General features: G+C 58.4%; 23 protein-coding genes. 15 read left to right on the top strand and 8 right to left on the bottom strand.

The features are described from left to right. Positions 1 to 10 precede the first annotated feature (10 nt). Entirely contained in the window at positions 11 to 592 is a 582-nt protein-coding gene (locus tag AACY02_RS19535; protein WP_339433375.1) for a PilZ domain-containing protein, read from the bottom strand. A 94-nt stretch (positions 593 to 686) separates the two neighbouring features. On the opposite strand from AACY02_RS19535, the gene AACY02_RS19530 reads away from it, so the two are divergent. From AACY02_RS19530 to AACY02_RS19520, 3 genes are all read left to right on the top strand, one after another. After that, positions 687 to 1,937, top strand: coding sequence for a lipoprotein-releasing ABC transporter permease subunit (locus tag AACY02_RS19530; RefSeq protein WP_339433374.1), 1,251 nt, complete (start codon positions 687 to 689; stop codon positions 1,935 to 1,937). Further along, positions 1,930 to 2,628: a lipoprotein-releasing ABC transporter ATP-binding protein LolD gene (gene lolD, locus AACY02_RS19525; protein WP_401160251.1), complete on the top strand. Its 699-nt coding sequence runs from the start codon at positions 1,930 to 1,932 to the stop codon at positions 2,626 to 2,628. The genes AACY02_RS19530 and lolD overlap by 8 nt, the downstream gene beginning before the upstream one ends. Before the next feature lie 63 nt (positions 2,629 to 2,691). Next, entirely contained in the window at positions 2,692 to 3,936 is a 1,245-nt protein-coding gene (locus tag AACY02_RS19520) for a lipoprotein-releasing ABC transporter permease subunit (protein ID WP_339433372.1), read from the top strand. A gap of 106 nt (positions 3,937 to 4,042) precedes the next feature. Here AACY02_RS19520 and AACY02_RS19515 read toward each other — a convergent pair whose 3' ends face one another. Together AACY02_RS19515 and AACY02_RS19510 are read right to left on the bottom strand one after the other, a co-directional pair. After that, a complete protein-coding gene (locus AACY02_RS19515; protein ID WP_339433371.1) occupies positions 4,043 to 5,392 on the bottom strand; it encodes a heavy metal sensor histidine kinase in 1,350 nt (449 codons plus the stop codon). After that, on the bottom strand, positions 5,392 to 6,072 hold the full coding sequence (locus AACY02_RS19510) for a heavy metal response regulator transcription factor (protein WP_339433370.1): 681 nt from the start codon (positions 6,070 to 6,072) through the stop codon (positions 5,392 to 5,394). The genes AACY02_RS19515 and AACY02_RS19510 overlap by 1 nt, the downstream gene beginning before the upstream one ends. Positions 6,073 to 6,236: 164 nt before the next feature. Between AACY02_RS19510 and copI the strand changes: the two genes are divergently transcribed. Continuing rightward, positions 6,237 to 6,770 carry a copper-resistant cuproprotein CopI gene (copI, locus tag AACY02_RS19505; protein WP_339433369.1) on the top strand — a complete coding sequence of 178 codons (534 nt, stop codon included), beginning with the start codon at positions 6,237 to 6,239 and terminating at the stop codon, positions 6,768 to 6,770. 61 nt (positions 6,771 to 6,831) lie between these two features. Continuing rightward, positions 6,832 to 7,662 (top strand): NADPH-dependent 7-cyano-7-deazaguanine reductase QueF, encoded by an 831-nt coding sequence (queF, locus tag AACY02_RS19500; RefSeq protein ID WP_339433368.1) that lies wholly within the window; start codon positions 6,832 to 6,834, stop codon positions 7,660 to 7,662. A gap of 87 nt (positions 7,663 to 7,749) precedes the next feature. On the opposite strand, the gene AACY02_RS19495 is transcribed toward queF, so the two are convergent. Next, complete coding sequence (locus tag AACY02_RS19495) at positions 7,750 to 8,013, bottom strand: DUF4404 family protein (RefSeq protein ID WP_339433367.1); 264 nt, start codon at positions 8,011 to 8,013, stop codon at positions 7,750 to 7,752. A gap of 108 nt (positions 8,014 to 8,121) precedes the next feature. After that, complete coding sequence (locus tag AACY02_RS19490; protein WP_339433366.1) at positions 8,122 to 8,742, bottom strand: HAD family phosphatase; 621 nt, start codon at positions 8,740 to 8,742, stop codon at positions 8,122 to 8,124. Positions 8,743 to 8,939: 197 nt separating this feature from the next. On the opposite strand from AACY02_RS19490, the gene AACY02_RS19485 reads away from it, so the two are divergent. Beyond that, positions 8,940 to 9,629: an MlaA family lipoprotein gene (locus AACY02_RS19485; protein ID WP_339433365.1), complete on the top strand. Its 690-nt coding sequence runs from the start codon at positions 8,940 to 8,942 to the stop codon at positions 9,627 to 9,629. A 55-nt stretch (positions 9,630 to 9,684) separates the two neighbouring features. Here the strand turns inward: AACY02_RS19485 and AACY02_RS19480 are convergent, their stop codons facing one another. Then, positions 9,685 to 9,984, bottom strand: coding sequence for a PilZ domain-containing protein (locus tag AACY02_RS19480; protein ID WP_221733204.1), 300 nt, complete (start codon positions 9,982 to 9,984; stop codon positions 9,685 to 9,687). A gap of 275 nt (positions 9,985 to 10,259) precedes the next feature. Here AACY02_RS19480 and rssB point away from each other — a divergent pair, with 275 nt between their 5' ends. Next, on the top strand, positions 10,260 to 11,444 hold the full coding sequence (gene rssB / locus AACY02_RS19475) for a two-component system response regulator RssB (protein ID WP_221733203.1): 1,185 nt from the start codon (positions 10,260 to 10,262) through the stop codon (positions 11,442 to 11,444). Continuing rightward, positions 11,441 to 11,923: an anti-sigma factor antagonist RssC gene (rssC, locus tag AACY02_RS19470; protein WP_042560140.1), complete on the top strand. Its 483-nt coding sequence runs from the start codon at positions 11,441 to 11,443 to the stop codon at positions 11,921 to 11,923. The genes rssB and rssC overlap by 4 nt, the downstream gene beginning before the upstream one ends. A gap of 202 nt (positions 11,924 to 12,125) precedes the next feature. Here rssC and tal read toward each other — a convergent pair whose 3' ends face one another. Further along, positions 12,126 to 13,052, bottom strand: a complete 927-nt coding sequence (tal, locus tag AACY02_RS19465) for a transaldolase (RefSeq protein WP_339433364.1) — start codon at positions 13,050 to 13,052, stop codon at positions 12,126 to 12,128. Between the two features lie 202 nt (positions 13,053 to 13,254). Next, positions 13,255 to 14,217, bottom strand: coding sequence for a glycosyl hydrolase family 5 (locus AACY02_RS19460; RefSeq protein ID WP_339433363.1), 963 nt, complete (start codon positions 14,215 to 14,217; stop codon positions 13,255 to 13,257). A gap of 288 nt (positions 14,218 to 14,505) precedes the next feature. On the opposite strand from AACY02_RS19460, the gene AACY02_RS19455 reads away from it, so the two are divergent. Genes AACY02_RS19455 through AACY02_RS19425 form a run of 7 tightly spaced genes read left to right on the top strand, consistent with a single transcriptional unit; the run spans position 14,506 to position 22,834 of the window. Continuing rightward, positions 14,506 to 14,946: a low molecular weight protein-tyrosine-phosphatase gene (locus AACY02_RS19455; protein WP_339433362.1), complete on the top strand. Its 441-nt coding sequence runs from the start codon at positions 14,506 to 14,508 to the stop codon at positions 14,944 to 14,946. Between the two features lie 39 nt (positions 14,947 to 14,985). Then, positions 14,986 to 17,214 carry a polysaccharide biosynthesis tyrosine autokinase gene (locus AACY02_RS19450; RefSeq protein ID WP_339433361.1) on the top strand — a complete coding sequence of 743 codons (2,229 nt, stop codon included), beginning with the start codon at positions 14,986 to 14,988 and terminating at the stop codon, positions 17,212 to 17,214. Between the two features lie 31 nt (positions 17,215 to 17,245). Beyond that, complete coding sequence (locus tag AACY02_RS19445; RefSeq protein ID WP_339433360.1) at positions 17,246 to 18,328, top strand: glycosyltransferase; 1,083 nt, start codon at positions 17,246 to 17,248, stop codon at positions 18,326 to 18,328. A gap of 14 nt (positions 18,329 to 18,342) precedes the next feature. Next, on the top strand, positions 18,343 to 19,455 hold the full coding sequence (locus AACY02_RS19440) for a polysaccharide pyruvyl transferase family protein (RefSeq protein WP_339433359.1): 1,113 nt from the start codon (positions 18,343 to 18,345) through the stop codon (positions 19,453 to 19,455). Next, on the top strand, positions 19,452 to 20,684 hold the full coding sequence (locus AACY02_RS19435) for a polysaccharide biosynthesis C-terminal domain-containing protein (RefSeq protein ID WP_339433358.1): 1,233 nt from the start codon (positions 19,452 to 19,454) through the stop codon (positions 20,682 to 20,684). The genes AACY02_RS19440 and AACY02_RS19435 overlap by 4 nt, the downstream gene beginning before the upstream one ends. Further along, on the top strand, positions 20,675 to 21,778 hold the full coding sequence (locus tag AACY02_RS19430) for a hypothetical protein (RefSeq protein ID WP_339433357.1): 1,104 nt from the start codon (positions 20,675 to 20,677) through the stop codon (positions 21,776 to 21,778). The genes AACY02_RS19435 and AACY02_RS19430 overlap by 10 nt, the downstream gene beginning before the upstream one ends. Before the next feature lie 12 nt (positions 21,779 to 21,790). Then, the gene (locus AACY02_RS19425; protein ID WP_339433356.1) at positions 21,791 to 22,834 is read left to right on the top strand and encodes an acyltransferase family protein; all 1,044 of its coding nucleotides are present in this window, start codon (positions 21,791 to 21,793) and stop codon (positions 22,832 to 22,834) included. Positions 22,835 to 22,870 lie beyond the last annotated feature (36 nt).

Below are 22,870 nucleotides of genomic sequence, written 5' to 3'. Positions count from 1 at the left end.
CTTCCTTAATTTAAATGCCAGACTCGTTCTGTTCGCGGGCCAGACGTCGTTCCTGAGCCTGCTTCTGCAAGATATAGCGGGCGAGCAACTGCCGCTGGGCATCGGTCAGGTGTTCGAACTCGGTGCCGACGTCATAGCCGTCACCCTTGCGGTCGCAATGGGTGACGCGGGCGCGCAGTAGCAGGCCCAGCGCCTGAGGCATCAGCACCAGTTTCACCGACAGGTGCGCACCGACCGCAATCGGCGTCGGGTACTGAAAGTCGATCCCGCCTTCGGAGATGATCACCGGTTGCGGCTCGCCGATGTGGCCGAGCACGGTCAGGGCGACCACCTGGCTAAGCAGGTCGATGCGCTTGTTCTGCGATTTCAGGAACGCAGCGATGGCCCTGTCGCGTTCGCTGATCTGGCGCAACAGGTGCTGCGACTCGAATTCACTCAGGTGCAGTTCGCTGAGCAGGTTGAAGAGTGGGGAAGCATCCTGCAACACTTCCTGGCCTGCGGCTTCGGGAGCAGACAGAGGCCTAATTTCCAGTGCGATCGTGTCCTCGATACGGTAGTATTCGCGGCGATCTTCTTCATCTAATGTCGACATGGCGAACCCATGGTAGCGGCGGTGGTCTGAGTGTAAAGCTGGTTATCGACCCCCGCCACAAGGACGTTCCTTTTCCCTCCGAACAAGCCCCGACATGTTCAGACCTCTCTTCGTATTTATCGGCACGCGTTATACCCGTGCAAAGCGTCGCAATCATTTTGTGTCATTCATTTCCCTGACCTCGATGATCGGGCTCGCCCTTGGCGTGGTCGTGATGATCGTCGTGCTCTCGGTGATGAACGGCTTCGATCATGAGATGCGCACCCGCGTGCTGGGCATGGTGCCCCACGCGACCATCGAATCCACCGAGCCGATCAACGATTGGCAAAGCCTGGCCGCCAAGGTCAAGCAGAACCCGCAGGTGGCGGCGGTTGCGCCGTTTACCCAGATGCAGGGCCTGCTGACCAACAACGGTCAAATCTCCAAGGTGTTGCTCAATGCCATCGACCCTGCGCTTGAGCGCAACGTGTCGATCATCGACAACTTCATGAAGCAGGGCAAACTCGACGACCTGACGCCGGGCAGCTTTGGCATCGTTATCGGCGACAAGGCCGCCACCAAGCTTGGTGTGGGCCTCGGTGACAAGGTCACCTTTGTTGCGCCGGAGGTCAGCGTGACCCCGGCCGGGATGTTCCCGCGCATGAAGCGCTTCACCGTGGTGGGCATTTTTCATGTCGGCGCCGGTGAACTGGACGGCTTTCTGGGCGTCACCAACCTGCAGGATCTGGCGAAAATGCGTCGCTGGAAACCTGATCAGGTGCAGGGTATCCGTCTGAAGTTCGACGACCTGTTCCAGGCGCCGCGCGTGGCATGGAGCATCGCCCAGCAACTTGGCGAAGACCATTACTACGCTCGCGACTGGACGCGCACCCACGGCAATCTGTATCAGGCGATCCGTATGGAAAAAGCCATGATCGGGCTGCTGTTGCTGCTGATCGTCGCTGTTGCGGCGTTCAACATCATTTCCACGCTGGTGATGGTGGTGAACGACAAGAAGGGCGACATCGCCATTCTGCGTACTCTCGGTGCGACACCGGGCACCATCATGCGCACGTTCATGGTGCAAGGCACGGTGATCGGCGTGGTTGGCACCGCCATTGGCGCGGTGGTCGGAATCCTGGCCGCGCTTAACGTCAGTGCTGCGATTTCGGCCCTTGAAGGCCTGATCGGCCACAAATTCCTTAATGCTGACGTGTATTTCATTGATTATCTTCCGTCGCAGGTGCAGAGCCAGGATGTGGTCATGGTCTGCGCCGCTGCGTTGGTCCTGAGTTTCCTCGCCACCCTGTATCCAGCCTGGCGTGCCGCGCGCACCCAGCCGGCGGAGGCGCTACGTTATGAGTGAGTCGGGCATGAGTGAACAAGCAATCTTGAGCTGCCGCAACCTGGGCAAATCCTACGAGGAAGGTCCGGAGTCGGTAGAAGTGCTGGCCGGTCTGCAACTGGAGTTGCACCCGGGCGAGCGTGTCGCAATCGTCGGCACCTCGGGTTCGGGCAAAAGTACCTTGCTCAACCTGTTGGGTGGCCTCGACACGCCGACCCAGGGCAGCGTCTGGCTCGATGGCGAAGAACTCTCGGCGCTGAGCGAGAAGAAGCGCGGCCTGCTGCGTAACCGTGCGCTGGGGTTCGTATACCAGTTTCACCACCTGCTGCCGGAATTCACCGCACTGGAAAACGTCTGCATGCCGCTGTTGATCGGCAAGACGCCGATCCCGCAAGCACGTCAGCGCGCCACGGCGTTGCTGGAGCGGGTAGGGTTGGGTCATCGTCTTGAGCACAAGCCGGCCGAACTGTCCGGTGGTGAACGTCAGCGTGTCGCCATCGCCCGCGCCCTGGTCAACAATCCCGGCCTGGTGATGCTCGATGAGCCGACCGGCAACCTCGATTCCCATACCGCCCAAGGCATTCAGGATTTGATGCTGGAGCTCAGCACTTCGATGCGCACGGCGTTTCTGGTGGTGACTCACGACATGAACCTGGCTCGCCAGATGGATCGCGTCCTGCATTTGCAGGAAGGTTGCCTGACGCCCATCTGATTGGGCCCAAACCCGACGTCTGAAAGGCGTCGGGTCTATTATTTTTATACGGTGCCCCAGCGAATGTTCAGACCGTTATCGATCTTTATCGGCGCACGCTATACCCGAGCCAAGCGCCGCAATCGCTTTGTTTCGTTCATTTCGATGACCTCGATGATCGGCCTCGCCCTCGGCGTGCTGGCGATGATTGTTGTGCTGTCGGTGATGAACGGCTTCCAGCGTGAAATGAGCTCGCGCATCCTCGGTATGGTGCCTCACGCGACCATCGTTGGCGTCAAGCCGATTGACGACTGGCAGCCCGTAGCCGCCGCCGCGATGAAAAATCCTGAAGTGACCGCCGCCGTGCCGTTCACGGAAATGGAAGGCATGCTCTCCTACAAGGGCTTGATGCAGCCGATCCAGATCAGCGGCGTCGATCCTGCTCAGGAAGGCAAGGTGTCGATTGTTGCCCAGCACATCGTCCAGGGCCGCCTCGATGCCTTGAAACCCGGTGAGTTTGGCGTGGTGATCGGCGAAATCACCGCCCGCCGTTTCCGTTTGAATGTCGGCGACAAGATCACCCTGATCGTGCCGGAAGTCAGCACCGCACCGGGGGGGATCACTCCGCGTATGCAGCGCCTGAACGTGGTTGGCGTGTTCAAGGTTGGCGCTGAACTGGACGGTTCCATGGGGCTGATCCATGTCGCCGATGCGGCGACCATGCAGCATTGGCAGCCGAATCAGGTGCAGAGCGTGCGTCTGGCGGTCAAAGACTTGTACGCGGCGCCGAAGGTCTCTGCGGACATCGCCGCCGGTCTGGGCGCCGATTTCAAGGCTGACGACTGGACCCACACTCAAGGCAGTCTGTTCAGTGCCATGAAAATGGAAAAAACCATGATCGGTCTGCTGTTGCTGATGATCGTCGCGGTGGCGGCGTTCAACATCATCGCAACCCTGATCATGGTGGTGAACGACAAGGGCGCGGACATCGCGATCCTGCGTACCATCGGCGCTACGCCCCGGCAGATCATGGCAATCTTCATGGTGCAGGGCACGGTGATCGGGATTGTCGGCACCCTGATGGGTGGCGTGCTGGGCGTTATCGCGGCGCTGAACGTCAGTGAGATGGTCGGCTGGGTCGAGCGGGTGACTGGGCAGCACATCTTCAGTTCCGATGTGTATTTCGTCAGCAATCTGCCGTCGCAATTGCAGGCGGGGGATGTGCTGTTGATCTGTTCCGCCGGGTTCATCCTGAGTTTCCTGGCGACGGTGTATCCGGCGTGGCGGGCAGCGAAGATCGAGCCGGCTCATGCGCTGAGATATTCGTAAGCTGTTATATCGCTTTCGCCAGCAAGCCCGCCTCCACAGAGGATTTGTGTACGACGCAGATCCAGTGTGTGCGGGCTTGCTCGCGAAGGGGCCGGAACGATGAATCTCAGTCTTTCTTGGGCAACTCAATCACAAACCGCGTCCAGCCCTGATCCGATTCGCAATGAATCTGCCCACCATGCGCCCGGACAATCGATTGAGTAATCGCCAGCCCCAGCCCCGCATGTTCACTGCTACCTTCCTGTCGCGCCGGATCCGTCCGATAAAACCGGTCGAACAAGCGTGGCAACAGCTCAGCCGAAACCTCTTCACCACTGTTCTCGACGGACACCCGCACAACATTCGTCTTATCCAGTATGGTCAGACGTACATGGCCTTCGGCCGGCGTAAACCGCAGCGCGTTATCCAGCAGATTCGACAGCGCCCGGCGCAACATGCTGCGGTCACCCTCGATTCGCGCATTCCCTTCGCGGCTCAATTGCACCCCGGCGTCTTCTGCCAGCGGCGCAAAAAACTCCAACAACGCATCCGCTTCTTCCGCCAGTTCCAACGGTTGACGCTTGGGCATCAGCAAGCCGTGGTCAGCCTTGGCCAGGTACAGCATGTCGTTGACCAGTTGCGCCATCCATTGCAGTTCTTCGAGGTTGCTGTGCAGCGCTTCGCGATAATCCTCGATCGGCCGTGGGCGGGTGAGGGTGACCTGGGTGTGGGTCAGCAGGTTGGAAAGCGGCGTGCGCAGTTCATGGGCAATGTCGGCAGAAAACGCCGAGAGGCGCTGAAAAGAGTCGTCGAGACGTGCGAGCATGGCGTTGAAGCTGTGGGCCATTTCCGCAAGCTCTGGCGGCATTTGCGCTTCCGGCAGTCGGGCATTGAGCGATTGCGCCGATATCCCACGGGCCACCGCACTCATCTGCCGCAGTGGCCGCAAGCCGCTGCGTGCGGCCCAGGCGCCCAGTAGCGCAGTGGCCAGCGCCGAGAGGCCGACGGTCAGCCAGATCAAATGCTGCATGCGTTGCAGGAAGTGCTGGTGATGAGTGATGTCCAGCAACAGGGTCAGTTGCGGTGAATCGGTGTTGTCCGGGTAGAGTGGGGCGTTGAGTACGCGGTAGTCAGTGCCATCATTGCGGATCGTCGACAGGCCCAGGTGTGACGGTAATTGCTTGGGGATCTGTGTCGAGCTGTCGTACCAGTGTTGGCCGTCACTGCCATTGATGCGCAGCGACAGATCAGCCTGACGGCTCAGTTCATCGGTCAGGCGCGCTTCGCGTTGGCCGGGTTGAACATCCTGCAGGGCGCGGCGCAGGCCGATGAGCTTGCCGTCCAGCAACTGCTGATCGAGTTCGACGAAGTGTGCCTCGCTGGCGTGGTTGAACAGGACCCCGGCACACAGCGACACCACGGCGGTACAAGCAGCAAACAGCAAGGCCAGTCGCGAGCTCAAAGACAACCGGCGCATCAGGCTGAGCGCTCTTCAAGCACATAGCCCATGCCGCGTACGGTGTGGATCAGTTTATTGGGGAATTCGTCGTCGATCTTCAGGCGCAAGCGGCGAATCGCGACTTCGATGACATTGGTGTCGCTGTCGAAATTCATGTCCCAGACCTGCGAGGCGATCAGCGATTTTGGCAGCACTTCGCCCTGGCGGCGCAGGAGCATTTCCAACAGGGCGAATTCCTTGGCAGTCAGGTCAATGCGTTGGCCGCTACGCTCGACCCGGCGGCGGATCAGGTCCAGGCGCAGATCCGCCAATTGCAGGCTGGTCTCCTGTGCGGTGGCGCTGCCGCGACGCAACAGGCTGCGCACTCTGGCCAGCAACTCGGAAAAGGCGAAAGGCTTGACCAGGTAATCGTCGGCACCCAGTTCGAGACCGTGAACCCTGTCTTCCACGGCGTCTTTGGCCGTCAGAAAAAGCACCGGTGTGTCGAGACCCGCACTGCGTACCGCTTGCAGGATTTGCCAGCCGTTGCGCCCCGGGAGCATGACATCGAGGATCAGCAACGCATAGTCGCCGCTCAAGGCCAGTTGCTGGCCGCTGTTGCCGTCGGCCACCAGTTGGGTATTGAACCCCGCCTCGGTCAGGCCCTGGCGCAGGTATTGGCCGGTTTTTGCTTGGTCTTCGACGATCAACAGTTTCATGGGCGACTCGGGTTGATTCGGGGTGTAGGAACGAAAGCTTTATACCGTGGGGCATCTCGGTAAGCGCGAACCTGACAAAGTTGTAATCTGCCTGTCAGGTAGATGCCAGCGCAGGCCGGCTAAAGTTTCCCACAGGCTGAACCCTCTCTTGTTGGAGTACGACCATGTTTTTGCGTAAATCCCTGGCGGTGACCGCGTGTCTGTTGACGTTGAGCTCGCCAGTGTGGGCCGCGTCGGCACACACCTATGCCTTCGGCGAACCCGCGCCTGCCGCCAAAGCCACGCGCAGCATCGAAGTGGTGATGGCTGACCTGTCGTTCGACCCGAAGACGATCCAGGTCAAGGCCGGTGAGACCGTTCGCTTTGTGCTGGTGAATAAAGGCCAGTTGCTGCACGAATTCAACCTGGGCGACGCGGCGATGCATGCCAAGCACCAGCAGGAAATGTTGCAGATGCAACAAAGCGGCATGCTCACGCCTGCCGGCATGAAAGAAATGTCCCACGACATGGCGGGCATGGATCACGGTGCGATGAGCCATGGCATGAAGCATGATGACCCGAACAGTGTGTTGGTCGAGCCGGGCAAAACCGCTGAGTTGACCTGGACTTTCAGTAAAGCCACCAACCTGGAATTTGCCTGCAATATCCCCGGCCATTATCAGGCGGGGATGGTCGGCAAACTGACTGTCAGTCAGTAAGCACTCAAAGGCGCAAGCAAAGGCTGTTAGAATCCGCTGATTCTTCAGTCAGGTTTCCGCCATGCATCCCGCAGCCGAACACTCGCCGCTGGGTAAATCCAGCGAATACATCGCCACTTACACGCCGTCGTTGCTGTTCCCGATTCCGCGCACCGCGAAATGGGCCGAACTGGGCCTGACCGCCGATACCCTGCCTTATAAAGGTGTGGATTTCTGGAATTGCTTCGAATTGTCGTGGCTGCTGCCCTCGGGCAAGCCTGTGGTCGCGATCGGCGAGTTCAGTATCCCGGCGGATTCGCCAAACATCATCGAGTCCAAGTCGTTCAAGCTGTACCTGAACTCGCTGAACCAGACGCCGTTCGCTGATGTGGCCACGCTTGAAGCAACGCTGGCCAAAGATCTGTCCGCTGCTGCCGGCAAACCGGTGGGCGTGCGGGTTCGCAGCCTCAAAGACGTAGAAACCGAAGGCGTCGTCGCGCTGCCGGGTGTGTGCATCGACGATCTGGATATCAGCGTCAGCAACTACGAGCATCCGCGGCCGGAGTTGTTGCGGTGTGATGAATCGCGGATGGTCGAAGAGAGCGTGCACAGTCATCTGCTCAAATCCAACTGCCCGGTGACCAGTCAGCCAGACTGGGGCAGTGTGGTGGTGGAGTACCGTGGCTCGGCGCTGGATCATGCCAGTCTGCTGGAATACATCGTCAGCTTCCGCCAGCACTCGGATTTCCATGAGCAATGCGTGGAGCGGATCTTCCTCGATCTGCAGCGGTTGCTGAAGCCGGAGAAATTGACGGTATTTGCGCGGTACGTGCGTCGCGGTGGGCTGGATATCAACCCGTATCGCAGCACTGAGAGTGTGCAACTGCCGAACCATCGACTGGTGCGTCAGTAAGCATCCCGTTTGGTAACAGGCTGCATTTCAAATCGCGAAAACGAAAAAGCCCTGCCATTACTGGCAGGGCTTTTTGCGTTTAGGGCGTCAGATCCCCATGCTGCCCAACGCATTAACGATGTTGCGCAGCGTGCCAGCGATCCCGGGGTGTTCGAGTTCAAAGCGTTCAACCGCCAGGGTCACGCCGTCGGCGATGTTGGAATCCTGGGTTTTGGTTTCGAGTTCAAGTTCCGCTTCGATCTGTTGCATCAGGTCGTGCAGGTTAGCGCGCTCATCTTCAGACAGCGGTGGATTCTGCTCCAGTTGCTCGCGCAGGGTATTGAGTTGTTCTTGCAGTTCGCGGGCGGGCATGGTGGTTTCCTTTTATCGAGAGGCACTGGCATAGACCGCGGCCGCGCGCCAAAGGTCTATGGCTGGCCTTTAGATTAATCCACTCTCGGCCAGCCTGCATGATCCCGATCAGGGCTTTTCGCCTTTGAGGCGACGCAGGCTGATGTCCGCCAGACAGGTTTGGAGCTCACCCAAATGATCGATCACCGAGTGCACGCCGAGTCCGAATAACTGCATGGTCGCCTTGCCGCGCAACTGCTCCCGTTCTTTTTGGCTCAAGGCTTGCCACTCCCCCGGCGCCAGGCCGCACAACGAGCCGCAGGAGGCGAGACCGATTGTCCATAACCCGGCATTCAGGCCGGCTTGCAACAGTCGTGGCTCGCCGCTGACCAGTACGCATCCGTCCAGACTGTGGACATTCAAATCCATGAGCGCTTGCCAGCAAGCGTTGGGCGCCGGCCATGGATTGATTGTTGCTGGATGTTGCGCGGGTTTGATCCAGTTCGGTAAGGCGGCTGACAGCGATTGCGCCAGGGCAGGGGACAGCTCATCCAGCCACGCGCATGGTATCTGCTGGCGCTGCAAGCTGTGCAGGCTATCGATTGCTCCAGGGGTGGCCTCGGCGTGCTCTGGCAGGATGGCCGCCTGTCGGCGGGCACGGGCACCGAAATCCACCAGACATCCGCTGAGGCCGAACAGCACGGCGGTCAGGCCGGGCGCGCTGAGGGGCAAAGTTTCGGCATGTGACATGGCAACGTCCCTGAAATAGCGGTAAGGCTAGGACCTGCCGGTGACAGTTGGATGACAGCTGCGTTAAAGCCGTTGCAGGAATCGTCCTACAGGTCGCTTCATTCGCAGACTGCCCAAAAGACCTTTTGCGCTTATACTAGCGCTCTTAACGCCTAGGCCTTGAAGCCCGCGCCAGTATAAATCCAAGGAGTTTTTCTATGCGCTGGAGCAACCCGCTCGCTCAGCTTTGTGTATATGCCGGCCTGCTGCTGGCTCCGTTCGCCACTCAGGCTGCAACGGAAGAAGACCCTTGGGAAAGCGTCAACCGTCCAATTTTCCGGTTCAACGACTTCGTCGATACTTACGCGCTGAAGCCTCTGGCGCAGGGGTATGAGTTCGTGACGCCGCAATTTCTGGAAGATGGCATCCACAACATGTTCCGCAACGTGGGTGACGTGACCAACCTGGCGAACAACATTCTGCAGGGCAAACCGGCAGCGGCGGGCGTTGATACTGCGCGCCTGATCTTCAACACCACGTTCGGGTTGCTCGGCTTCTTCGATGTCGGGACCAAGATGGGGCTGAACCGCAGCGACGAAGATTTTGGCCAGACGCTCGGCTACTGGGGGGTTGGCAGTGGCCCGTACGTGATGCTGCCGCTGCTCGGCCCAAGCACACTGCGTGACGCGCCTGCTAAATACGTCGACGGCTATACCGGTCCTTACCCTTACATCAACGATGTGCCGGTGCGTAATTCAGTGTTCGGCCTGAACATCGTCGACACCCGTGCCAGCCTGCTGTCGAGCGAGAAGCTGATCAGCGGCGACAAGTACACCTTCATTCGCAACGCTTACCTGCAGAACCGCGAGTTCAAGGTGAAGGATGGTAAGGTCGTCGACGATTTTTAATCTCGACCGATAAAATGAAGAGGGCGGCCTGTGGGCCGCCTTTTTTTGTTTGCGCTTATTTCATCTGCAGAATAGTCAAACCGAGCTTTTGGCCGCCGCCATCCTGTGCCCGGACCCAGACCACTTCGGTCTCGGCTTCAAGCCCGCTGAGCGCGGCATGTTCGGAGTCGATGCGCACGCTCAATCGGTCGCCGACCGCAAATTGCCTAGGCGCCTCTACCTGCATGCCGCTGCTGGAGAGGTCGATGCATACCGCTGACACCTGATCACCTGCGTGAATCAATACGACATCGGCATCGACCCGCATACGGATGAAATCGCGCTTTTCGCTGTAGTCCCGACCGGTTTGACTCATGGCTTCGTCCTTCCATTGGGTTACGGTTTGAGTTGTTCTTATAACTCTCTGTGATTTGACAAGTAAAGTCGTCAAGCGACCATCGGCACATGCTTGAAACACCCCGCGGATGGGAGTACCGTCTGCGCCTTAGAAGGGCACCTCTGGTGTAATCGTCGTGCAGAGCAAACGCTCGAAAGCGATGCAGCAGAGAGGCTAGAAAGCGAATCCAGTAGTCAGTGCAGGGCTGTAGCCCCGCCCGCTACGCCAACCTAATTCTGGCGCCGTTTGCCCACATGCCAAAAACCAGTGCCACGCTGCTGATAATCGATGATGACGAAGTAGTGCGCGCGAGCCTCGCCGCCTATTTGGAAGACAGTGGTTTCAGCGTCCTGCAGGCCAGTAACGGCCAACAGGGTCTTCAGGTATTCGAGCAAGACACGCCCGACCTGGTCATTTGCGATCTGCGCATGCCGCAGATGGGTGGTCTCGAACTTATCCGTCAGGTCACCGAGCTATCGCCGCAAACACCGGTGATCGTGGTGTCCGGTGCCGGCGTGATGAACGACGCTGTCGAGGCCCTGCGTCTCGGTGCGGCGGATTACCTGATCAAGCCTCTCGAAGATCTGGCCGTGCTCGAGCACTCCGTGCGCCGGGCCCTGGATCGCGCGCGTCTGCTGCTGGAAAATCAGCGCTACCGCGAGAAGCTGGAAAAGGCCAATCGCGAGCTTGAGGCCAGCCTGAGTCTGCTCCAGGAAGACCAGAACGCCGGTCGCCAGGTGCAGATGAACATGCTGCCGGAAAGCCCGTGGAGCATTGACGAGCTCAGGTTTGCTCATCAGATCATTCCGTCGCTGTACCTGTCCGGTGATTTTGTCGACTATTTCCGTGTCGACGAGCGCCGGGTCGCGTTTTACCTGGCAGATGTATCAGGTCATGGCGCCTCTTCAGCGTTTGTGACGGTGCTGCTGAAGTTCATGACCACGCGTCTGCTGTTCGAGTCCAAGCGCAACGGCACGTTGCCGGAATTCAAGCCTTCGCAGGTTCTTGGTCATATCAACCGGGGGCTGATCAGTTGTAAGCTGGGCAAACACGTCACAATGGTCGGTGGAGTCATCGACGAGGAGACCGGTTTGTTGACCTATAGCATTGGCGGCCATCTGCCTTTGCCTGTGTTGTACACGCCTGACAGTGTTCGTTACCTCGAAGGGCGTGGTCTGCCGGTAGGCCTTTTCAATGAAGCCGCCTACGAAGATCACGTACTTGAGCTGCCACCGACGTTCAGCCTGACGCTGATGTCTGACGGTATTCTGGACCTTTTGCCAGAACCTACGCTCAAAGAAAAAGAAGCGGCTTTGCCCGAGCGGGTGAAGTCAGCGGGCGGCAGCCTGGATGGTCTGCGGCAAGTGTTTGGATTGGCCACGCTAGGGGAGATGCCGGATGATATCGCCCTGTTGGTGTTGAGCAGGAACCTTCAATGAGTACCGGTAGAATCCAGTTCGCCGAGCAGGACGGCACCTTCGTCCTGAAGTTCGTCGGTGAAGTTCGCCTGACCCTGTGTTCGGCGTTGGATGCGACTATTGAGAAAATCTTCACCGCGCTGAACTTCAACGCGATCGTGATCGATTTGACCGAAACCCGCAGCATCGACAGCACCACGTTGGGGCTGTTGGCCAAACTGTCGATCCTGTCGCGGCAGAAGGTCGGCCTGCTGCCGACCGTCGTCACCACCCACGATGACATCACCCGACTGCTGCAATCGATGGGCTTCGAGCAGGTGTTCAACATCGTCAATCACCCGGTGCCTTGCCCGGAGTGCCTGGACGATCTGCCTGATCAGGATCAGTCGGAAGAGGTGGTGCGGATCAAGGTGCTTGAAGCGCACAAGATCCTCATGGGGCTGAACGATTCCAACCGTGAAGCTTTCCATGACCTGGTGAATGCCCTCGAACGCCATTGATCCTCTGAAATCAGGTTGCCTGGCCAGGCCCCTTCGCGAGCAAGCCCGCTCCCACTTTTGATCTGTGTCGAGCAAAAAAAGACCTTCGGGAGTTTGCTTGCTCGCGAAAGCGTCAAATCTGACGTTACATTTGCCAGTGCTGGTGCAATGAAAAAGGGCGAACCTGTTAGGGTTCGCCCTTTTTGCATTTCACTCAGTCAAATCACAGTTTGGCTTGCAACAGCGCCTCAAGCTTCTCCTGGTCGCGAGCGAACTGACGAATACCTTCGGCCAGTTTTTCGGTCGCCATCGCGTCCTCGTTGGACAACCAGCGAAATTGCGCTTCGTTCAGGCTCAGACGTGCTTCACCGGCATTGCCTGGCGCCAGTTTGCGCTCAAGCTTGCCAGAGTCCGCCGCCAGCTTGTCGATCAGGTCCGGGCTGATGGTCAGACGGTCGCAACCGGCCAGTTGCTCAATCTGGTTCAGGTTGCGGAAGCTCGCACCCATGACCACGGTCTTGTAGTCATTGGCCTTGTAGTAGTTGTAGATGCGCGTCACGGACTGCACGCCCGGATCGTCGGCGCCGGTGTAGTCGTTGCCGTTGGCCTTCTTGTACCAGTCGTAGATGCGGCCTACGAACGGCGAGATCAGGAACACGCCGGCATCGGCACATGCCGCCGCTTGAGCGAAGGAGAACAGCAACGTCAGGTTGGTCTGGATGCCTTCCTTTTCGAGGACCTCGGCAGCGCGGATACCTTCCCAGGTCGAGGCGATCTTGATCAGCACGCGATCGCGGCCAATGCCAGCCTTGTCATACAACTCGATCAAGCGATGCGCACGCTTGAGTACACCTTGCTGATCGAACGACAGGCGCGCATCCACTTCGGTGGAGATACGGCCCGGGATAACCTTGAGAATTTCCTGGCCCACCGCGACGCCGAAACGGTCGCTGGCCAGGCCGACATCACCCTTGCAGTCGCTGACGCAAGCATTCAGCAATTGGGCATAAGCGGGGATGGCTGCCGCTTTGAGCAGCAGGGATGGGTTGGTGGTGGCATCGACCGGTTTAACCCGGGCGATCGCTTCGAAGTCGCCGGTGTCGGCAACCACGGTGGTGATTTGTTTGAGTTGTTCCAGCTTGGAAGTCATGTGTGTGCTCTGTCCTGTGGGTTTGACGACATTACCCGAGCGCTGACAGCCACTCAAGGGCGGGTGCGTGTATCGACGGCCCCTGCGGCAACAACCTGAAAACGATTGTTTGAAAGGTAGGGCGCGGTATCGATGAGTTCGATAGCGAAACCGCCCACAGGTTCAAAGCAACCGACCTGCGCACAGATCGGTTACGCCACGCCTACTGAGCATTCAAGAGCGTTGCGGCGGCCGTTTTCGCCGGTTTCGGCTGACCGCCCGAGGTCAGAAAACCGAAGTTCTTCTCGCGATCATTGCTGCCCGAATCGCTGTTCTTCCATTCGTATATTGATGTCAGCGGGATGTTGAGCTTTTTTACATCGGCGATGAACGCACTGATTTTGCTGGCTTGTCCGGCGTTCCCACCGTTGGAGGTGAGTGCCGATATACCCCACTCACTGATAACGCCCGGCAAATGGAAGTTCTGTTGAATAAAGGCCTGCGCGTTGCTGATCTGCGCCGGCGTCATGCCGTAGGGGTGATAGGAAATGGCGTTCAGGCATTTGGGGTACTCACTGACGATGCGGTTTAGCGCAACGGTCGAAGCCGATCCCGCCGTTGGCGCGCGGGCGAAGCCGTAACCGACCCGTGGCGTGGATTGGGGTTTGCCTTGCAGGGATTTGCACACCGCGCTCATGAACGGCACAAATGTTGTGTCGAAATGGCGCGTCGGCCAGTAGGTTTCGAGGTCCGGTTCATTCCAGATTTCAGTCGCGACCAGTTGCGCGCTGTAGGCGTCTTCCAGGCCCGCCAACACATTGGCAAACGAATCGCCGGCGGCCTTCAGTTGACGGGTGTTGCCGGGCGTCGCGGTCAGCGGTTTGATCGCGCGCACGGTCAACAGGACCGGCAAACCAGCGGAACCGGCCGCCGCAAAAGCATCGCTGACCTGCTGCTGATACGCCCTGGCGCTGAGACTGTCGCTCCACACACCGAAACGCACAAAGCTGAAGCCTGCGGCTTTGATGTGTGCAGCGTCGTCGGCGGAAAAGTTCTGGATCTTCACCTGAACACCGATGGTCCTGGCGGGAAGGTTGGGAAACAGATCACTGGCCTGCACGTGAGTGGCGGCACTGAGCGCCAATAACGCCGAGGCACTGAATCGTATGAGATGGGCGGATTTCATGTCTGATCTCCAATGAGAAGTGACAACAGCGAATAGTGATCTCGTGACATTCGTTTTGAAACTAACAAGAGCGCTAAGTGCGTGAGTGTTATTTTTTGTCAGTAATTCATTATCTGAAAATCACAGTTATTTTTGGTCCGGTAATTCTGGTTGGGGCGCTTTTAGGGCTGTGGTACTTAATACGCTGTATTAACAGGGCGAATCTATTTCTGAGTGCGGGAAGATCTAGCGGGTTCATTTAAACCGCTCTAGATGTTGGCAGTTTGATATTACACAGGAAAGTACACCTTGTTCAGAAAGATCCTTGTCGTCTGCGTGGGCAATATATGCCGAAGTCCGACAGCAGAGCTCATGCTGCGTAACGCGCTGGCCCCCTCATCAATCACGGTTTCCTCCGCCGGCCTCGCCGCGCGGGTTGGCGAATCCATAGAGGCCTCGGCCCGTCAGGTGCTGGAAGACCACGGGCATTGCGCCGAGGGTTTCAAGGCGCGGCAACTGACCTCGGACATCGTTAATGAATCAGACCTTATTCTGGTGATGGAAAAAGAGCATGTAAAACAAGTATTGAACATGGCCTCTCATGCGAGAGGCAAAGTGTTTTTGCTCGGTAAGTGGCAGAGCGAGCGCGAAATACAAGATCCGTACCGTCAAGGCAAGGCCGCTTTTATTCATGCCCATGCATTGATTGAAGATGCTGTCAGCTCTTGGGCACAACGTCTCGCGCGTTGATGAATATTCTTCAGATCAATGAATGGTAAGAACAGACTTATGCAGTTACCGTCAGTAATCGGCACCCGAAGCAATGATCAAGACAGTATTGATCTGCTCGGCATATTCGGCAGTCTGATTGACCAGAAATGGTTGATTGGCGCACTGACCGGCGCCTTTATGGTCACCGGCGTTGCCTATGCAGTGCTGGCCACGCCGGTGTATCTGGCGAACGCGCTGGTTCAGGTCGAGCCGAAAAAGAACGACATGCTCGGTTTCGCCGATCTCAACAGCATGCTCGGTGGGCAATCGCCGTCGGTGACCGAAATCGGCATCATCAAATCCCGCGCCGTGATTGGCAAAACCGTCGACGATCTGCGTCTGGATATCGATGTCACCCCCAAGACCTTCCCGCTGATTGGCGCTTTTCTCGCTCGCCGTTATCGCGGCGAGACGGCGTTCAGCGTGGCGCCACCGCGTTTTGGCCTGAACAGCTACGCCTGGGGCGGTGAACGCGTGGAGATCGCTCGGCTCACGCTGCCGAACGCGTTGCTGGGCAAGAAGCTCACGCTGATCGCCGGCGAACAGCAGCGTTTCCAGTTGTTCGATGATAACGACAACCTGCTGGCGCAAGGCGTGGCTGGCGAAGCCTTCGTTGAAGAGGGCGTTGAAGGGCTGATCGCACAACTCTCGGCGAACCCCGGCACGCGCTTCGAAGTGGTGCGCAACCCTCGAATCGTGACCATCCAGGGTTATCAGGATGCGCTGGATATCTCCGAGCAAGGCAAGGAGTCGGGGATTATTCGTCTGGCCCTGGCCAGCTCCGACGCGCCCGAGGCCGTGAAAATCCTCAACAAGATCGCGGCGCTGTATGTGCAGCAGAACGTGCAGCGCACCTCGGCGGAAGCGGCGCAGAGCCTGGCCTTCCTGCAGAGCCAACTGCCTCAGGTCAAGCGCGATCTGGCCAAGGCCAGTGATGCGCTCAATGCCTATCAGACCCGCGGCAAAACGGTGAACATCTCCCTGGAAACCCAATCGGTACTGGGCCAGACCGTTGCGCTGGACACGCGCATCTCCGAATTGAAAATGCAGCAGGCGGAGATGGATCGCAAGTTCACCCGACAGCATCCGGCCTACCGTGCGTTGATGTCGCAGATCGCCGAACTGACCCAGCAACAGAAGTCGCTGGAGAGCAAAGTCGGCGATCTGCCGGCCACACAGCAGGAGTTGTTGAACCTGACCCGCGATGTTGAAGTCGCCTCGCAGATCTACACGCAACTGCTGAACAAATCTCAGGAGCTGGACATCGTCCGCGCGGGTGCGGTAGGCAACGTGCGCTTGATCGACACGGCGGACGTCGACCTGACCAGTCCGGTCAAGCCGAAAAAAGCCCTGATTGTGCTCATCGCCACTTTCCTCGGCGCCTTTGTCGGCGTCGCGCTGGTGTTGCTGCGCAAGTCGCTGAGTCGCGGCCTGGAAGGGCCAGAAGCCATTGAACAACTCGGTTTGCCGGTGTACGCGTCGATCCCTTACAGCACGCTGCAGCAGGAGGAGGACGGTAAGAAAGGTCGCGCGCGTGATGGCGTCGATAAACCGGCGTACCTGTTGGCCCTGCGCAACCCCACGGACCTGTCCATCGAGTCGATCCGCAGCCTGCGCACCTGCCTGCACTTCGCCGGGCTGGATTCGACCAACAACCGCATCATGATTTCCGGGCCGAGCCCGCAAGTCGGCAAGACGTTCGTCTCCTCCAACCTCGCCGCAGTCATGGCCCAGAGCGGTCAGCGTGTGGTGCTGATCGATGCCGACATGCGCAAAGGGCATTTGCACAAAACCCTCAATACCCCGATCAGCAATGGTCTGTCGGACCTGCTGGTCAAGCGCTGCAGCATCGAGCAGGCGATCAATAAAATCGAAGTCGACAACCTGCACTTCATCAGTCGCGGGCAGGTGCCGCCCAATCCTTCCGAGCTGTTGATGCATGTCAACTTCCGCGAACTGCTGGCGCAACTCAGCGAGATGTATGACGTGGTGATCATCGATACGCCGCCGCTACTGGCCGTGACCGACGCGGCGATTGTCGGCCGTGAAGCCGGCATCAGCCTGATCGTCACGCGCTTTGGCGTGAACCCGGCCAAAGAGATCGAGTTGACCATTCGCCGCTTTGCCCAGAACGGTATCGAGTTGAAGGGCGCGGTGTTCAACGGCGTCGAGAAGCGCGCAGCCAGTTACTACGGCAATGGCGGCTACGGCTATTACAACTACGAATACGCGTCCGACAAATCCTGAGATGTCCTTACATGTTTGAAGTGGGTGAGTTGTGAAGAAAATACTGCACGTAGCAGAGACGATCAAAGGTGGCGTCGCGACCGTCATTCGGACGATCTCGGCATCGCCCGAAGGCGACGCGGCGAACTACCAACGGGTTTACCTGGTCCCGCAGGATCAGGAAAAAGAATTGCACGGCATTCCCGCGCCTCAGATTCGCACCTTCGCCCGAACCGGACGCAATGTGTCGTCGCTGCTGCGTTTCGCCTGGCGTCTGGCCCAGGTGATGCTCAAGGAAAAACCCGACGTGGTGCATTTGCACAGCACTTTTTCCGGGGTGATCGGCCGTTGCGTGTGCGTGCTATTGAGTCCATGGCGCAAGCCGAAAATCGTTTACTGCCCGCACGCCTTTTCGTTCCTGATGGAAAGTTCGCCAATCAAGCAGAAGGCCTATGCGTGGATTGAGCGCGTGCTGCAGAAGGTCACCGACGTGATCATTTGCGTGAGCCAGTACGAGCTGGATAGCGCCGCGAAATTTGGCATCGAGCGCAAGCGCATGACGCTGATCTACAACGGCATTCATCAACGCGACGAAGTACCGAAAGTCGATAGTCCGGAGCCGATTCATCTGCTGTTTGTTGGCCGTCTCGACTACCAAAAAGGCTTCGACGTATTACTCAAGGCCTTCGCCAAGGTGCAACGCAGCGATTTGAAACTGACGGTGGTCGGCAGTGCGGTTAATGAAGATTCGGTCGAATGCCCACCGATGGACGCCGTTGAATACCTGCCTTGGGTCACGCCCAGCGAAGTTCAGGCGCTCTACCAGAAAGCCGATGCGCTGATTGTGCCCAGTCGCTGGGAAGGGTTTGCCATGGTGCCGCTGGAAGGCATGGCCATGGGCTTGCCGGTGATTGCCAGTAACTGCACGTCACTGCCCGAACTGGTTACCAACGAGGTGTCCGGTTACGTCTTTCCGACCGGAGATCACCAGGCCCTGGCCGATGTGCTGGGGAAAATCCAGAAGCCCCGATTGCTCGACCTCGGCAACGAAGGTCGCAACATCGTGCGTGAGCGCTTCAGCGCCACGTTGATGATCCGCCAGACCTACGACGTGTATTGCGCCCCCACTTATTAAGTAGAACTCAGCTTATGAACGTAACGATTTTGCATGGCTACAGTGCGTCCAACTCCGGTGACGGCCTGCTCGTGGATCTGGCGATTGCCCTGGTGCAGCGCAACTTTGGCGACGACACGGCGATCAGTGTCGTGGCTTCCGATCCCGAGTCCTTCAGCTACCTGCCGCACCCGCGTTTTGACGCGCCAGTGATGGCGGCCAAGGGATTGGGGCGGGTCAAGCAAGCGGTGTTCCTCAATCAGTCTTACGCAGGCCTTGCTGACCTGCTGAAGAAAACCGATCTGATTGTCGGCGTCGGCGGTGGCTACATGCGCTCCAAAAGTGCCTTCGAGCACATCAAGTTGAAACTGGGCCACGCCAAGCAACTGGAAACCGCGATCCTCAGTAACGTCCCTTCGATTTATCTGCCGCAAAGCATCGGGCCCTTCCATGGCGAGAGCCGCAAGATCGTCGAGCACTACGCCAGCGCCGATGCGGTGTTCGTGCGCGACAACCGCTCCTCGGCGATGTTCGACGCCTGTGCAAACGTGTACCGCGCGCCGGATCTGGCGGTGCAGTCATTGGCCAGCAAAATCCTGCAGCAGCCGAAATTCACCCGTTGCGCGTCGTCGCCGGCAACCGTCTGCGTGGTGCTGCGCAAGCCGCCGCAGTGGAGCAAGGAAAAGAAAATCGCCTACGTGGCCAACCTGAAGTTGTTGCTGCAGCGGTTGAAGGGCAAAAGCAAAGTCGTCTGCGCCGTCCAGAGCGCCGTTCGCGGCAACGATGACGGCGCGTTTTATCGCGAACTGGGCATTACCGAAGACCTGCTGCCCTTGAAGGCGACGCTGGCCAAATATCAGCCGGATCTGGTGATCTCCGTGCGTTTGCATGGCGCCATCGAATCGCTGCTCAGCGGCGTTCCGGCGTATCACATCAGCTACGAGCGCAAAGGCTTTGGCGCCTATCAGGACATGGGCGTGGAAGACTGGGTGATCAACGGTGGCGACATCAATGTCGACACCATCCTCGACACGGTTTACGCGCCGAACGCACTGGCGAATTTTGGCAAGCGCCTGACTGACACCTGCCGCGAGATCGAGGCGAAAACCGTGGCCATGGACGACATCATCAAAGGTGTCGTTCGATGATATTTCGGCTACTGCTTCGCGGCGGAGCATTGGGCGCGAAGTTTTTGCTGGTGCTGGCCATCACCCATTTCCTCGGTTACGAGGCGTTGGGTTTTTACGGCGTGGTCGTGGCGGCCTCGTTGATCGCGTCGAAGTTCTACAGCGTCGGTTTCAGTTCCGAGATCAATCGGTTGATCAGCGTGGGTGGCAGTTCGCGCCGGGTCGTCGACAAGGTCTTGCTGCTGTATCTGGCGGTGGGGCTGGTGTTGTCGCTGGTGACCGTGGGGATTTATTCACTGTTCCAGCAGGTCGAGGCGACGAGCGCGCTGATCCTCTGCGTGACGCTGGTGTTGCTCACTGAACACCTGTCGTTTGAACTCAACGCCTTCGTGTTTTCCGCGCAGAAAGCCACGGCGGGCGCGCTGCTGTTTTTCATCAAAACCGGGCTGTGGGCGGTTTTGGCGGTGGGCGGGATGATGCTCGGCTGGATCTCGGGGATTGTCAGTGTGTTGTGGCTGTGGGTTGCCGCCAACGTGCTGGTGATCGTCGCCGGTTACCTGATAGTGGTGAACGTTCACAAAGGCCGGACGAGCGGCACGCTAGCCACGGCCACCGTGTGGAAGGCCGGGTTGCCGTTTTATCTCGGCACCGGATTGATCGCGTTGAGTCAGTACGCCGAACGCTTTCTGATCATTGATCTGGAACCCTACGCCAGCCTCGGTAAATACGTGTACGCGTGGTCGGCGGCCAACACCTTGCAGGCTCTGTCTTACGCGGTGGTGGCGGTGGTGGGCATTCCGGTACTGGCCAAGCGGTTTCAGGCCGATCAACAGCCGTTCACGGTCAAGCAATTGTTCGTGAACAAATGGGTGATGCGCTCGCTGCTGGTGTCTGCGGCGGTCGCGGTGGCGATTTATCTGTTCTTTAACGTGGTGCTCGATTACGTCGCCACCCCTGTGCCGCGTCCAGACAACGCGATCCTCGGCGTACTGATTTTTTCCTTTGCGTTGCGCGCCATTGGCGACATCGTCTGGGGTGGTTTGATCGCTTCGAAGAACAGCCGCGTATCACTGCTCAGTGCAGCCATTTGCCTGTTGATTTCGGTGCCGGTCAGCTACGTGCTGATCAAGCACTATTCGATCTACGGCGCCGCGTGGGGCAACGTCTTTGCGGTCATCGTTCAGCTCGGCGTCATTGCCGTGTTGACCCGTGTGACCCGGGCGAAAAAGGCCGTGCTGTCATGGGCCTGAAGCTGCCGTGCATCGAGTTTCGTGGCAAGAAACTCGATTCGTCGATCTCGTTCCTGATTTTGTTCACCGGGTTGTTTCTGTCGGTGGCCATGCCGCTGCTGATCCCCCGCGATCCGGGGCCGGATGCGATGACGTTGTGGTCGTCCTACGCCCGTGCCGACAACTGCAATTTCTGGAACCCGTTCTCGCCGGATCGTTCGTCCTACGAGTGTTCGGCGTTCCTGCTGCGGCCCACCGGGATCAACCTGACCAACGCCTGGGCCTACGGGATGTTCTGCAATTTTTTCCTCACGGCGATTCCGGTGGTGGTGTTCCGGCGCATGCCGCTGGCGATTTTCGGCACCCTGTGTCTGTGGGGCATCGTTCGCTCGTTTTTCCTGGAAAACCTGACCAAGGAAATCATCGTGTCGGTGGCCGTGTTGAGTATTTTGCTCAGCTCGTTGACGCGCAAATACCGTGGCGGGTTTTTTCTGTCGGCGGTGATCTACGGCGTGCTGATCCGGCCCTACTGGATTCTGTTTTCGCTGTCCTGGGTCGGCGTCTGCGTGATGAAGAAGTACGTCTCGCGCTTCACTTTTTTCCTGATGCTGTTCCTGTTCTACCTGGCCGTCGCCATGGCCATTCAGGTGGCGCTCGGGTTTCCGGTGTCGTCGATCCGTGCCAGCAACAACGAGTTGCGCACGGCGGGCGAGGAGGGGTCGAAATCGTTGATCGTGTCCTGGCTCAGTGGCGGTGACTTCGTCTCGCAGGCGCTGGACTCGATGATCATCTTCTTCCGGCTGTCGTTCCCGGTGGAGTTGATTCTGTTGTCCGGGCCGGGGCAGGTGATCTTCGTCGCATTGATGATCATGACCGCGCTGCTGCTGTTCAAAGTCATCACTTCGACCGACTACAAAGGTGCGCCGATCCAGACCAAACCCAAGGAGCTGATCGCGATACCGCTGGCGTTTTTGCTGGTGCAAGGCCTGTTCGAACCGGACTTCGGTTCCTTCGCCCGGCACTTCTCCATGGTGGTGCCGGTGCTGTTTGTCGGTCTGGGATTGATGCTGCGGGCCAACAAACCCGTGCAGGTCGAATCAAGAATTCTGAATTGAGGCAGGTGCTTTATGTCGAGCAAGAAAAAGTCCCTGGAGATCGAAACCCTGCGCGGCCTGGCATGCCTGCTGTTGGTGCTCTATCACGTCATCGGTCCGTTGGGCGGTGGTTTGAAAATAGACATCGGCTCGCCGTTTCGAGTGATTGCCGACTCGATGGTGTATGTGCGCATGCCGCTGTTCACCTTCATTTCCGGGTACATCTACGCCCTCTACAAAATTCGCGGCAATGACTTTTCCGCGTTCTTCGCCGGTAAGGTGCGGCGGCTGATCGTGCCGTTGTTCTGCGTGGGCGTGCCGTTCTCGGTATTGCAAGCGGTGGGGCCAGGGGTCAACAAGGACGTTGGCGTGATCGACGCGTTGTTGTCGTTCTGGGTGCCGATCAACCACTTCTGGTTCCTGCAGGCGGTGTTCATCATTTTCATGTTCGTCGGCTTGCTGGAGTGGCGTGGCTTGCTGCGTTCGGCAACGCGCTTGTACCTGCTGTTTGCTTTCGCGGCGGCGGTGTTTTTGCTGCCGCCGTTCACGTTCGATGCCTTCGGCATCAATGGCGCCCTTTACCTGTTGCCGTTTTTTGTGGCGGGGATGATTGGTCAGGCAAACGTCAGCCAGTTGAAGCAGACATTCAAGGTGATCGGCCCGCTGGTGTTCGTGCTGATTTCGCTGGCCTTGCTGTACGTGGCGGCGGAGGACCGGGCGTTGATCGTCGACCGTCGCAGCCTGATCGGGTTGACCGTGGGCTGCGTCTCTTGCTTGGCACTGTTGTCGAGTGACATGCGCTCGAAGTGGCTGACGTGGTTGGGCGGCTATTCCTATGCGATTTTCCTGTTCCATGTGCTGTTCGCCGCCACGTCGCGGTTCGTACTGGGACGGTTGGGCGTGAAGGATGAAAGCCTTCTGGTACTCGGCGGCGTTGCGTGTGGCTTGCTGGGGCCGGTGGTGCTGTCGCTGGTTTTCAGTCGATTCAACTTCACGTCTGTGCTGTTTTTGGGTGAGCGGGCGGCGGTGAAGAAACCGGTGGCGACCATCGCACCGGTTGCGCAGATCAATCGCTAGAAGCTTCGCGGGCATCTCAGACTGAAGGAATTGATC

The organism is Pseudomonas sp. EA_65y_Pfl2_P78, assembly GCF_963970495.1.
In the GTDB taxonomy this organism is placed as follows: domain Bacteria; phylum Pseudomonadota; class Gammaproteobacteria; order Pseudomonadales; family Pseudomonadaceae; genus Aquipseudomonas; species Aquipseudomonas baetica_A.
Note: the sequence above shows the minus strand (reverse complement) of the source record. Positions and strands in the feature narration are given on the sequence as shown.